Source organism: Sulfurovum indicum, assembly GCF_014931715.1.
GTDB lineage: Bacteria > Campylobacterota > Campylobacteria > Campylobacterales > Sulfurovaceae > Sulfurovum > Sulfurovum indicum.
Genome location: NZ_CP063164.1, coordinates 636,584 through 648,884, shown reverse-complemented (window position 1 = coordinate 648,884; position 12,301 = coordinate 636,584). Strand labels below are relative to the sequence as shown.

Annotated in this window: 12 protein-coding genes; all 12 read right to left on the bottom strand. The window is 44.1% G+C overall.

The window, feature by feature from the left end; translation table 11 throughout:
* Window position 1: 1 nt before the first annotated feature.
* Window positions 2-1,111: a nitronate monooxygenase gene (locus IMZ28_RS03335; protein WP_197549334.1), complete on the bottom strand. Its 1,110-nt coding sequence runs from the start codon at window positions 1,109-1,111 to the stop codon at window positions 2-4.
* Window positions 1,108-2,313, bottom strand: coding sequence for a tyrosine--tRNA ligase (gene tyrS / locus IMZ28_RS03330; protein WP_197549333.1), 1,206 nt, complete (start codon window positions 2,311-2,313; stop codon window positions 1,108-1,110). Before tyrS ends, IMZ28_RS03335 begins: the two co-directional genes overlap by 4 nt.
* Window positions 2,314-2,358: 45 nt before the next feature.
* A complete protein-coding gene (locus tag IMZ28_RS03325; RefSeq protein WP_197549332.1) occupies window positions 2,359-4,512 on the bottom strand; it encodes a RelA/SpoT family protein in 2,154 nt (717 codons plus the stop codon).
* Window positions 4,513-4,518: 6 nt separating this feature from the next.
* A complete protein-coding gene (locus IMZ28_RS03320) occupies window positions 4,519-4,725 on the bottom strand; it encodes a DNA-directed RNA polymerase subunit omega (RefSeq protein WP_197549331.1) in 207 nt (68 codons plus the stop codon).
* Between the two features lie 195 nt (window positions 4,726-4,920).
* A complete protein-coding gene (gene pyrH / locus IMZ28_RS03315) occupies window positions 4,921-5,628 on the bottom strand; it encodes a UMP kinase (RefSeq protein WP_197549330.1) in 708 nt (235 codons plus the stop codon).
* Between the two features lie 77 nt (window positions 5,629-5,705).
* Window positions 5,706-7,076, bottom strand: a complete 1,371-nt coding sequence (locus IMZ28_RS03310; protein WP_197549329.1) for a murein hydrolase activator EnvC family protein — start codon at window positions 7,074-7,076, stop codon at window positions 5,706-5,708.
* Window positions 7,073-7,888 (bottom strand): cell division protein FtsX, encoded by an 816-nt coding sequence (locus tag IMZ28_RS03305; protein ID WP_197549328.1) that lies wholly within the window; start codon window positions 7,886-7,888, stop codon window positions 7,073-7,075. The genes IMZ28_RS03310 and IMZ28_RS03305 overlap by 4 nt, the downstream gene beginning before the upstream one ends.
* Complete coding sequence (locus tag IMZ28_RS03300) at window positions 7,875-8,549, bottom strand: cell division ATP-binding protein FtsE (protein WP_197549327.1); 675 nt, start codon at window positions 8,547-8,549, stop codon at window positions 7,875-7,877. The genes IMZ28_RS03305 and IMZ28_RS03300 overlap by 14 nt, the downstream gene beginning before the upstream one ends.
* A complete protein-coding gene (trmB, locus tag IMZ28_RS03295; RefSeq protein ID WP_197549326.1) occupies window positions 8,533-9,714 on the bottom strand; it encodes a tRNA (guanosine(46)-N7)-methyltransferase TrmB in 1,182 nt (393 codons plus the stop codon). Before trmB ends, IMZ28_RS03300 begins: the two co-directional genes overlap by 17 nt.
* Before the next feature lie 24 nt (window positions 9,715-9,738).
* Window positions 9,739-10,704 (bottom strand): RluA family pseudouridine synthase, encoded by a 966-nt coding sequence (locus IMZ28_RS03290; RefSeq protein WP_197549325.1) that lies wholly within the window; start codon window positions 10,702-10,704, stop codon window positions 9,739-9,741.
* Entirely contained in the window at window positions 10,704-11,477 is a 774-nt protein-coding gene (locus IMZ28_RS03285) for a tRNA lysidine(34) synthetase (RefSeq protein WP_197549782.1), read from the bottom strand. The genes IMZ28_RS03290 and IMZ28_RS03285 overlap by 1 nt, the downstream gene beginning before the upstream one ends.
* Before the next feature lie 88 nt (window positions 11,478-11,565).
* Complete coding sequence (locus IMZ28_RS03280) at window positions 11,566-12,264, bottom strand: 5'-methylthioadenosine/adenosylhomocysteine nucleosidase (protein WP_197549324.1); 699 nt, start codon at window positions 12,262-12,264, stop codon at window positions 11,566-11,568.
* Between the last annotated feature and the right edge of the window lie 37 nt (window positions 12,265-12,301).

Genomic DNA, 12,301 nt, shown 5'->3' with positions numbered 1-12,301 from the left:
GCTACTTCTCTTCTCCGTTCATCAGTTTATCCATCAGCTCTTTAACCGTTATAATCTCTTTAAGACGGTAGCCGTTGGCTCCTGTAAAAAAGAGCCCTGTCTCTGCGATCCCGTCATAGGCATCAGTAAGCCTGTCTGCGATACAGTAACCTACTATCTTTGCCTCTTCTCCGCGATGACACGGTGTTACACAGTTCGAAATACACGCTACTTTCGGAGCTGTTCCCTCTTCTATACGTTTGTGCAACTCTGTTTTAACACCGCGTGCAGGGTATCCTACCGGTGACTTGAAGAGTTTAATGTCATCTTCTGTAGCATTGATAATGATATTCTTCATCACATCTGAAGCATCACACTCCACAGTACCGATAAAACGTGTACCAAGCTGTACACCTCTGGCACCAAGTTCCATCATCCGTATAATGTCGTTATGATCCCACACTCCACCGGCAGCAATAACCGGAATATCACCCCAGTTCTTCGCCTCTTCCACTACAGGTGGCAAGATCGCTTCAAGCTGGTTCTCCGGCATGAAGCACTCTTCATATTTGAATCCCTGATGTCCTCCGCTGAGCGGTCCCTCGACAATCACTGCATCAGGTAGTCTGTCATGTGTTTTTTTCCATCGTCTACAGAGAATACGCAACGCTTTTGCCGTAGAGACAATAGGTACCAGTGCTACATCAGGATAGTCTTTTGCTGCTTCAGGCATTGTAAGAGGAAGTCCAGCTCCGGTAATAATAATATTGGCACCGGCTTTACAGGCATCCTGAACCACTCTGTCATACTCACTTTGAGCATAAAGGATATTTGCTGCAAGCGGTCTGTCACCACAGATCTCTCTGGCATTGTCAAAAATATGTTTTAATGCCCTGTAAGAGTAGAAGTTGATCGCTTCAAGCGGTCTGTGTTCTCTCCCCGCCATTTCTGCCTCATCCAGATAGGCTCTGTTTTTGTACACACCTGTACCTACTGCAGAGACTACACCAAGCCCTCCCTCTTTGGAAACAGAGCCTGCCAGCTGGTCCCAAGAGATACCTACTCCCATACCTCCCTGTATGATCGGCTTTTCTATCGTATATTTTCCGATCTTTAATGGTTTAAATGTCATACTCCAACCTTCACTTTTGCAAATTTTCGTTTTCCAACCTGTAAAATATACTCTCCGGTATCCAGATTGAGCTTCTCGTCACCTACCTTCTCCTGATCAATACGTACCGCACCTTGTTTAATGTCCCTACGTGCCTGTGAAGTCGAAGGCTCTATCCCCGCATCTACCAATGCCTTACAGATCCAGATACCCTCTTCTACTTCTACTTCAGGTATATCATCGGGAAGTTTATTGGCCTTGAATACATTATCAAACTCCTCTTTGGCAGCCTTTGCCGCTTCCTCATCATAAAAACGTGTCACCAGCTCAAGAGCAAGATTTTCTTTGGCAGCTTTGGGATGAAGTTTCCCTGTTTTTACATCTTCTTTCATCTGTGCGATCTCTTCAAGAGACTTTTCACTCAGCAGTTCATAGTAACGCCACATCAACTCATCAGAAATAGAGAGTGTTTTTGCATAGATCTCTTTAGGCACTTCCGTGATACCAATATAGTTGTTCAGTGACTTGCTCATTTTCTGAACACCGTCAAGGCCTTCAAGGATAGGCATCATCAGTACTGCCTGTTCCTTGCCTATTTCATAGGCACGCTGCAAAAACCGCCCCATCAGCAGATTGAATTTCTGGTCTGTCCCGCCAATCTCTATATCACTCTGAAGCTCAACGGAATCGTATCCCTGAAGCAATGGATATATAAATTCGGAAATAGAGATGCTTTTCCCGGCTTTGTAGCGTTTTTCAAAGTCATCACGCTCAAGCATACGCGCCACATTGAAGGTTGTTGTCAAAGAGACCATACCTGAAGCTCCCAGTGCTTCAAGCCATGTCGAGTTGAAGACCACATCTGTCCTGCTCTTGTCAAGAATATTGAAAACCTGGTCCTGATAGGTTTGTGCATTTTCAAGAATCGTAGTCCTGTCAAGTACTTTACGTGTCTCACTCTTTCCTGTAGGATCACCGATCATGGCAGTAAAGTCACCGATGAGCAGCTGTACCCGTCCTCCATGTTTTTGGAAGATACGCAGCTTCTGAAGCAGTACGGTATGTCCAAGATGCAGATCGGCTCCGGTAGGATCAAATCCTGCTTTGACCGTATAGGTCTCCCCTGTTTCGTAAAACTTTTTCACCAATGTTTCGATACGTTCCATATCGATGATCTCGGCCGTTCCCCTACGGATCTCTTCTAACGCTTGATTAACTGACATTTTTTCCTTTCTTCCTCATTCAGAACAGTTTCAGAATGACATTACTTATTTGTTATATGCATCATCCAGACTGATCATCTCGATCAGTTTGAACTGTTGTGCGATCTTCTCTTCCAGTACACTCTTTCTTGATTCGGCACTTTCAACTTCAATCCGGCAATACTCAGCACTCTCTGAATTTTTAATACCCAGTTCGATACTGATGACATTCATATCCAGCGAAGAGAGTCTGGCAAGCAGATCCGCCAATACGCCTTTTTGGTTCTGCAAGCTTATAATAAGCCTGTAGCGGGAGAGTTTAGTGCCGCTCCAGCTTACAAAGATCATCGGTTCTGCATTGAGAATTTTCGCATAGGCTTTCTTGCACAATTTATGATGTATAATAGCCTTACTGTCCTTATAAAATGCAACAATTTTGTCCCCAACTTTCGGATGACAGCAATAATCAAACTCTACACCGTCCAACGGCTTGTTGGTAAAAAACTTAAAATGCTCGATCTTTTTGGGTTGAGGCTTCTTGTAACCTTTTTTCAGAAGCTCCCAGAAACGTACCTCTTTCGCACCGATGTAGACTGCAAGTTTACGGATGGTCTCTTTGAAAAAATCCAGTTGTGTAGGAAGTTTATGAATCGATTCTGCAAGTCCCATAGCTTCTATACGTCTTTTTATAGCATCAACACTTTGGTCAAAAAGTGTCGCGAGAATATTATAGGCAGAGAAGGTATCTGTCTCTTTAAGCCTTGCACGACAGTGGCTTCGTATTCCCTCTTTGGCCTTGGATGTTTTCACAGCATCCTGCCAGGAACAGTGAAGATGCGGCATATCATCTTTAATGATCCTGACGATGTCACCATTCTTCAGTACCGTAAGCAGAGAGGATTTCTGTTTGTTGACCAGTGCACCTGTGGCATTGGCACCTACTTCCGAGTGAATGGCATAGGCAAAATCAAGTACAACCGACCCTTTGGGAAGCGTATAATAATCCCCTTTGGGAGAGAACACCGTAATATCTTCAGAAAAAAGGTCACTCTTTGCCAATTCATAGAACTCTTCGACCGATTCATTCTGATAAGAAAGACTCTCCAGCCACTGGAGATTGACACTGTTGCTTCCCTCTTTGTATTTCCAGTGTGCAGCAACTCCGTATTCAGCCAGACGGTGCATTTGTGCAGTACGTATCTGTGCCTCCACTATTCCCTCTTCATTGAAGAGTGTCGTATGGATGGTTTTATAGCCGTTCTCTTTGGGAACAGCTATATAGTCCTTGAAACGTGAGATCAGCGGTGTAAAGTTCAGATGCATCAATCCAAGTACTTTGTAGCACTCCAGCGGTTCATTGACAATAATACGGATCGCCAGCAGATCAAGTACCTCTTCAATACTCACTCCTTTGCGGTGCATTTTGAGATAGATGGAGTAGTAATGCTTCACCCGTCCTATGATCTCAAAATGCATGCCCTCAAAGCCGTTCTTCTCCATCAGTGTCCTGACTTTCTGAATAAAAGCATTCAGTTTGAACTGAAGATTCTGTGCATTGGCTTTGATATAGGTATCAATCTTGGCATAATCATCGGGGTAGATATAGTAAAAACTCAGATCTTCCAGATGATTTTTCAAGCGTGATATTCCCAGTCTATGGGCGATCGGCGAGTACACCACCAGTGTCTCTTCAGCAATACGTTTTTGTTTATGGAGCGGCAGGGCATCCAAAGTAAGCATATTATGCAGCCTGTCACAAAGTTTAATGACCAAAACACGTATATCTTTAATCGATGCGATAAGCATCTTACGGAAAGTCAATGCCGAAGAGATAAGCCTGTCATCAGAACCGGACGGGGCCAGTTCTTCATCCCTTATCTCCACGATCTTGGTGAGTCCTTCAACCATATGGGTCACATCCTCGCCAAACTCATGTTCAAGATCTTCAAGATCAATATCCGTATCTTCCACCACATCATGCAGCAGTGCTGCCTGCACCATTGTCTCATCAGCGGAGATGGAGGCAGTGATCACGGCAACAAGAATGGGATGTACGATATAGGGTTCACCGCTTTTTCGCTTTTGTCCGTCATGAGCGGTCATAGCGACATCAAGCGCTTTGGTGGTCTGGGAAGAAGGAGAGGGAAGTTGTTCCCACAGAAGGGCTGTCGCCTCTTCTATCGTATGTATCTCTTTAACTTTAGCGAGAAACGCATCCAAAAGGAGTTATCCCTCAAGACTTACTATAAGCTTGCCTTCTGCGATCTCCTGCAGAGCAATGTCAGTGTGCTTCACCATTTTAGGGTCCACATCTATAAGCGGCTTGGCGCCGCCTGCGATCTCTTCTGCTCTTTTTCCTACGGCATTTGCCAAGAGATATTTATCATAGTCCACTTTCTCAAGTGCTTTTGCAGTTAATTGTTCGGTTCTCATTTTTATTCCTTCATTTTAAAATTCTTTGACAGATCACTCATTTCTGAAAAACTTGCCTGTGATATCGCGAATGATACTCGTTTTTATGCAACCGCTCCGGTTTCAAAGCCGCCAACGAGAAAAGTTATCTTACGCTTTATACTTTTCATCATTTGCATTATGCCGGAGGGTTGTAAAACAAACCTCTTTGACCGGCTATTTGACAATAGAACAAAGACTCATATCGCCTTTGATGATTGCCAACAGATTACCTTTTTCAAACATATTGCACACAACGATCGGCAAGTTATTCTCTTTTGCCAGGGCAATAGAGGTATCATCCATCACCCTGATATGATCATTGAGTGCCTGGTCGTACGTCAATGCCTCAAGTTTGACCGCATCATCAAACTTCGCAGGATCTTTGTCATATACCCCATCAACCTTTGTCGCCTTGATAAGAAGGTCCGCTTCGATCTCGGAAGCTCTCAGTGTCGCAGCAGTATCGGTCGTAAAGTAGGGATTTCCGGTACCTCCTGCAAATATGACGACTCTTCCCTTTTCAAGGTGTCTTCTCGCACGTCTGACAATGAACGCTTCACCGATCTCATGCATATCGATCGCAGACTGCAAGCGTGCTTCGAGCCCTGCATGCTCAAGTGCTTCCTGAATCGCTACGCCGTTGATAACTGTGGCAAGCATTCCCATATAGTCACCTGAGGTTCTTTTGATAATTCCATCCGCAGCAGCAGTCACGCCGCGAATAATATTTCCCCCGCCGACAACAATACCGACTTCAACACCGTTATCGACAAGCTCTTTGATCTCGCCTGCGATATAGTTGAGGATCTTTGTGTCGATCCCGTAGCCTTCTTTGCCGGCCAATGCTTCACCGGAAAACTTTACCAATACTCTTTTTACCACAGCTAAGCCCCTTATATAATTTCGCGATTATACCCAAATATTGGTTAGGAGGGGTTTAAGGAGCGCAGTTATTACACTTAAATACGAATGAGTTTAAGCGGATTGATATGCTTTGAATTCTTGGTCGCCTGGAATACCAGCTTGCTTTTTACTTTTCCGACCACATACCCTTTTCTGATCTTCGTGCCGACACGGATGGTTGGTGCGATCTTGGAAAGACCGGCATAAACTGTATGCATTTTGCCGCTATGTGCGACCACAACCACTTTCCCAAGCATACTGGATTTACCCGCAAAAACAACCTTTCCATTGAGTACATTCTTTACTTTGGCAGGGGATGACGGCGCCTGAAGTGTAATCGACTCATTAAATATTTTAATCTTGTAGATGGGGTCGACATAGGTACCGAACTTCTTGATCACCCTCGCTCCTGCGATCGGAGAGATCGTCTTTCCTCCCCGGTAGCGGTAAACTGCCTCTTTTTTGTAAGAGGAGTTGATATTACGCACTTTCTGGCTCTCTTTGGCAATCTTTTTTCTCTCCGATTCCGCCTCTTTTGCTGCCATACGCGCTCTCTTGCGTGCCTCTTCTGTCTTGGCACGCTTAAGCGCTTCCAGTGCCTTTCGTTCTTTCTCTTTCGCCTTGGCTTTGGCAAGCCTGAGTTTTCGCTTACGCTCTTTCTCCAAACGCAATGCCTCTTTACGTGCAGCCGCTCTCTTGCGTGCCTCTTCAACCTCCTTCTTGTGTAAAATGTTCAGCTTTGCCAATGTTGTACGCAAAGCATTCTGTTTATCAACAATCTTCTGGAGTTTTGCAGTATATTTCTCCTCATCTGCCTCAAGTTTTTTTAGCAGTTTCTCTTTCTGCTTCTTCTTCTGTGCATAGCTTTCACGCTTTTTGATGATACGTGCAAGCTGATTCCTGGTCTTGTTGCGCCGATACTTTGTATCCTCTTTCTTCTTCTTCAGTATACTGATCTCTTTTTTCAACGCTGCAAGCATCTTGGTATTCTGTACTTTGTAGACCCGATAAACCTCCTGGTCAATAATCGACTTCTTTGTCGGCTCATGCGCCTTCTCCATTGCAAAGATCACTGAAAAACGTTCAGAGAGCAGAGAGATGAACTGTTTGCGCTTCTTTTCAAGCTCCCGACCTGTCCTTGCCAACTCATTTTCAGAATACTTCAACTCCTTTTTCAAACGATGATAGGAAGCTTCTGTGACATTCTGGTCTTTGGCAAGCAGATCTATTTTCTTTTCCAGATAGGTGATCTCCTTTTCAGCTGCCTTGATATCTTTAGCGATCTTGTCAAGGCGGCGTGATGCCTGTTTCTGTTCTTTCTGAACCTTGCTCAAATGCTTTTTGGAAACAGAGATCTTTTTGGTAGTTGAACTGGCTCCGCAGACCAGTGAAGCAGCAAGAAAAAGATAGAGGATCAGTGCTCTCACTCCTGTACTCCCCTGGAACTGAAAACAACACTGTAGACTGCAATAATCACAAGTAAAAGGGCTGCCGCAAGTAAAATAGCCATATCGGTCAACCTGAAAAGCTCATCCTGTTTTTGCATCATCAGATCGATACCGCTTTGTGCTGCCCAGACAAATTTTACATAAAAGAAGATCGCTGAAGTAAAAAGTGTCGCAATAAACGCATCAAAAATTGCTATTTTAAAGAGTACCCCTGAACGCAGCATCAGCGGTGCACCGAATATCTCCATCACCTGCATACGCTCTTTATGTGCATACTTCCAGATCTCCATCTGCTTGATTATGAGGAAAAGGCTGACGACTCCCATAAAGCCGATAAAGACCTTCAAAAGGAACTTGATGAAGGAAAAGAGCCTGTAGGCCGAACTGTAACTGCTGCCAAAAGTCTCAACACGCTTTATATTCGGATCTTTTTCAAGGTCATTTTTTATCTTTTCGATCTCTTTTGTACCCAGATAACTGTCCAAGCCGACATTATAAAAATACGGAAGCAGCGCAAGAATCTCTTTTTTACTCTCTTTGCTGACCCCCTGGGCTACTTCCGAAACGATATTCTCCCGTTTGATCGCCTCAGAGCCGGCAATGTGTTCATTAAGGGCTTTAAGCCTGGAGAGCTCCACAGGTTTTTGGGTTACAACAAGCATCGTATATCCCTCTTTAAGTCCTTTCTCATACGAGTCTGTCGTACGGTCAAACACAAGATAGAACTCGATCCCAAGCAGTATTGCCATCAATGGCAAAATAAACATCAAATGATTTTTAATGAACTTCATACACACCCTTGCTCTCGATAATAAAGTGACGATACGGCAGTGAGAAGATCGTCGGGATCTTGTGTGTAACCACCAGTACAGTAGTCTCAAGCTGCTGACAGGCATTCTCCATCAGATCCCAGATCACATTGGAAGAGTAATCATCAAGATTCCCTGTAGGTTCATCAGCCAGAATAACCACCGGGTTCTTCGCCAAAGCTCTGGCTACTCCTACACGCTGTTGTTCACCACCGCTTAGTTCCAAAGGGAACTTCTCGGCATGCTCAGCCAACTTTACATGTTTAAGCAGTCTGTGTGCCTGGGTGTTCTGCACATCGATAGAGTATCCTGCGATCATCAGCGGAAGTACAACATTCTTTGCTACAGTCCATTCATTAATAAGCTTATAGTCCTGAAAAATGATCCCCAGGTGGGTACGCAGCTCCTGCAGTTTGCGTGCCTTGACGCTGGCAAGATCAACCCCTCCTACCACCAGACTTCCCTCTTTTGGTCTGATCTGTCCGTAAAGTGCCTTCAACAATGTCGATTTACCTGAACCGCTGGGACCTGTGATAAAAACAAAATCCCCTTTTCCAATACTGAAGTTTGCATTTTTAATGATCTCTTTTCTACCATTGTCATACGCCAAAGTCAGATTCTTCGCACTAATTACATTTGACATTATTGAGCAACTCCGTTATTTTTTGATGGGCTTTGTGGTTTACACTGGTCTTAACCGGTGGAGAGACAAAGTACCGGCATCCTTCCTCTTCAAGCAAAATATACTTATGTTCAGGCCGATCAAAACTGCCGAATGAGCACTTGATAAGCATCTTGCTTCCACCGATCCTGTAGAGACGTTCAATATGTACGAAATAGTCTTCAAATACCAATGTTTTTGCAGGCAGACATGTTTCAACCCCTTTGCTGTATTTTACATTGTTAAAGTTAAAGTCAATCAGGACTTCTCTGGGTGCTGACATCTCTTTAGATGTTACGTAAACGTCATAAATGTCTTTCTCCTGCCTGAGCCAGCGTGCTTCATATTTGCTGGTGACCTCCAGTGCTTCATTTTTACGTACCTCCAGCTCTATTTTGGGAGCAGCAAAGAAAGTCTCCAGTGCATACCAGAAGTAGTTATTACTGTCTGTACGAAGTTCCAGCCGCCCTTCCTTATGAAGAACTCGCATGGATTCATTGAGAAAACTGGGACTGATCACACGCCGGTGCGGCTTTTTGTCCCATGGTACAGGGAAATGCACAAAGATCTGATCCAGAAGATTGGAGGGAAGCATCTCCAGAAAAAGCCTTGCATCATAGTTGACCACCCAGATATTCTCCAGGCCCTGCAGTTCGATCTGTTTAAGTACCTGCTGTGCTGACGGTGTATGGATCTCAAGTCCTATAAAAAGTGTATCCGGGTTTTTCTTCGCCTGGTAGAGCAAATGTCTCCCTGATCCAAACCCTACCTCAACAGAGACCTTTTCTTTAGGGAAAGCAATATTTTCAAAATCCTCTATCTTCTTCTCATATGCAGAGGCAAACAGTGTCTCTTTATGCTGTGCAATATTGGATGCGATGATCTCAAGCTCAAGCTCTTTTGCCACCTGTGCCAATGCTTCTTTAAGCAGGTTGACCCTTAGCGGCCTGGTTACTTTGTCATACTTGATAAGTACATTGCTCCCAGCAGGTTTGACCTGAAGCAGGAACTCTTTTCCTTCCACTTCCACCCCCCAAAGTTCATCACCCCGGTTAAGTGCTGTTGCACGGAATGTCAATAGACTGCTTTGTGGGATTTTTTCTTCAACAATGGCGGTATCGAACGGTTTGACTTTAATGTGAGGCATAGCTTCCTGCTTATTGGAAATTTCTTACACACCTAAAACCTGAAACCCCTCTTTCAAACACTTCGGATCAAGCTTCTTTTCGATCTCGTCTTCTTCAAAATATTTTGTCAGATAGGTTTGCATATCGTCAAAAAGCGGGGCAACAAACTCCATCTGTTTCCCCGTCACAGGATGAGTCAGATAGAGCAGATAGGCATGCAGATAAACTCTTGGAATTTTATCTCTTTTGCTCTTAAAGCCATATAAATCATCTCCCAGTATATGGCGTCCCAGTGTGTTCAGATGTACCCGTATCTGATGGGTACGTCCGGTAAAGAGTTTGGCAGAGACCAGCTCAATATCATACTGTGATGCCAAAAGCTTTTTAAAAGCTGTTTTTGCCTCTTTCCCGTGTGGTACGACATCCATTTTCAAACGGTTCTTCGGATTACGTCCTATAGGTTTGTCCACAGTGACATCATCTTTCAGCGGATGATCGATCAATGCAAGATAATAGCGTCCCATACTCTTCTCCTGCAACTGTTCACTGAGTTTCATATGCACCCTGTTGTCTTTGGCAACCACCAAAGCGCCTGTCGTCTCTTTGTCGATACGGTGTACGATCCCGTGACGCTCTTCTCCGGAAATGGTGGAGAGAGAAATACCCTTTTGGACCAGCCAGTCAACCAGTGTCGGCTCCTTCACCGAAGGAGCCGGATGTACGACAAGCCCCGAAGGCTTGTTGATCACCAGAAGATATTCATCCTCATAGAGGACTTCAACATCAAAATCAACCTCTACAGGCTCACGCTTTTCAGCCTTTTTGAACACGTAGGCTATCTCATCACCCTCTTCCACTTTGAAACTGGTTTTTCTCACAGTTCTGCCATTAACAGATACAAGCCCTTCTTTAATAAGTTTTTCAATCTGGTTACGGCTGATATCCAAAGTATCAGAGAGTATTTTATCTATTCTTCCGGCTTTTAAAACAGTCTGTTTTTCATTACTCATTACTCATTACTCATTACAATATCATCCCTCTCCCAGCGTTTGGGATCCAGGAACGTATCGTCATGGATATGCTTGAAGGACGCTTTGATCATCTTGAACATCTCTTTATTCTCTTTTTCCATTTGGGCCAACCATGCTTTGGTAGAGGCTCTGGCATGAGGCATCTTGACATCTTTCAGCATAGCAGGACAGGCTTCATCACCAATAACCTGCAGGTTGTTCTCGGTAGCAAAATCCCTCAGTTGTCTTTCTCTCACCTGGATGAGTGGACGGATCAGATGAAAACCTTTACCCGTTTTATAAATAGGTGCAAGGCTTCTAAGTGTTCCGTTGTAGAACATATTCATGAAGAAACTCTCCACTGCATCATCAAAATGATGCCCCAATGCCACTTTGGTAAATCCACCTTCCTGGGCAAAACTGTAGAGTGCCCCACGCCGCATACGTGAAAAGTATGAACAGAATGAAGAATTTTCCCTTATGGTATCGTGAGAGATCTCATAAATATTGGTATCGTACACCGTATGTTTGATACCATACTCTTTACAGTGTGCTGCCAGATAGTCATAGTGCTCATCCGGCATACCGTACTTGATCGTACAGGCTTCAAACTCGAAATTGAACGGTGCATGTCTTTGAATATGTTTGAGTGCATGAACCAAAGCCAGAGAATCCTTTCCTCCGCTCAGTCCTACCAGAACTTTATCTCCTTCACCGATAAGCCTGAACTCTACATTGGTCTTGCCTATGACCTTGAGGAGTTTTCGGCTCATTGGAATACTGTTTGTCTCTTCTCGTCTTCTATCTTCCACAATTCTCTCTTTTTCGGCGCGTGACTATACACCCGCATCAATACATCTCTTATGAAATATCTTCAATTTCCTCTACCATAGAGAGGATAAAGCCTGCTGAAACTTTTGCTGAACTCTCAAGGAATTCATCGAAGTTGAAACTCGCATCCATATCTGCGCTGTCTGAGATGGCACGCAGAATAAAGCACGGTACATTCAATGCATCACAGACCACTGCCACACTGGCACCCTCCATCTCAAGTGCATCTGCTTTGAATGTCTCTCCGATCCACTTTTTTCTCTCAGGGTCTGCAACGAACTGATCACCGGTTGCAATGACCCCCTCTTTAAGAGTAATCCCTTTTTTTTCTGCAACTGTTTTAGCAATCTGACGTAAATGCTTATCGGTTTTGACACAAACCTCTCCCTCCGGTACATATCCGTAGGGATGGCCAAAAGCAGTTATATCAAGATCGTGCTGACAAAGGCCTTCTGCAATAATAAGATCACCGATCTTGAGCTCTTCTGAGATTGCACCTGCAACCCCGGAAAAAAGCAGAATATCACAATCAAATTTTTCGATAAGTATCGTGGCAGTCAATGCAGCAAAGACCTTTCCGATCTTTGAATAGGCAACAACTACCTCTTTCCCTTTATATATTCCCTCATAATAGGTATTTGACGCATATAACGAAGAACTTACATTCTCGAGCTGGCCGATCAAAGGTTCGATCTCTTCGGGCATTGCACCCATAATAGCTATTTTCATTTCAATCCTAGTTTATCTGTTCCGCACACATCCAAGT

What these genes read in the sequence shown, in the direction of transcription:
- IMZ28_RS03335 (WP_197549334.1), bottom strand. Translation starts at nt 1,111, where the DNA reads ATGACATTTAAACCATTAAAGATCGGAAAATATACGATAGAAAAGCCG.
- tyrS (WP_197549333.1), bottom strand. Translation starts at nt 2,313, where the DNA reads ATGTCAGTTAATCAAGCGTTAGAAGAGATCCGTAGGGGAACGGCCGAG.
- IMZ28_RS03320 (WP_197549331.1), bottom strand. Translation starts at nt 4,725, where the DNA reads ATGAGAACCGAACAATTAACTGCAAAAGCACTTGAGAAAGTGGACTAT.
- IMZ28_RS03305 (WP_197549328.1), bottom strand. Translation starts at nt 7,888, where the DNA reads ATGAAGTTCATTAAAAATCATTTGATGTTTATTTTGCCATTGATGGCA.
- IMZ28_RS03300 (WP_197549327.1), bottom strand. Translation starts at nt 8,549, where the DNA reads ATGTCAAATGTAATTAGTGCGAAGAATCTGACTTTGGCGTATGACAAT.
- trmB (WP_197549326.1), bottom strand. Translation starts at nt 9,714, where the DNA reads ATGCCTCACATTAAAGTCAAACCGTTCGATACCGCCATTGTTGAAGAA.
- IMZ28_RS03290 (WP_197549325.1), bottom strand. Translation starts at nt 10,704, where the DNA reads ATGAGTAATGAAAAACAGACTGTTTTAAAAGCCGGAAGAATAGATAAA.
- IMZ28_RS03285 (WP_197549782.1), bottom strand. Translation starts at nt 11,477, where the DNA reads ATGAGCCGAAAACTCCTCAAGGTCATAGGCAAGACCAATGTAGAGTTC.
- IMZ28_RS03280 (WP_197549324.1), bottom strand. Translation starts at nt 12,264, where the DNA reads ATGAAAATAGCTATTATGGGTGCAATGCCCGAAGAGATCGAACCTTTG.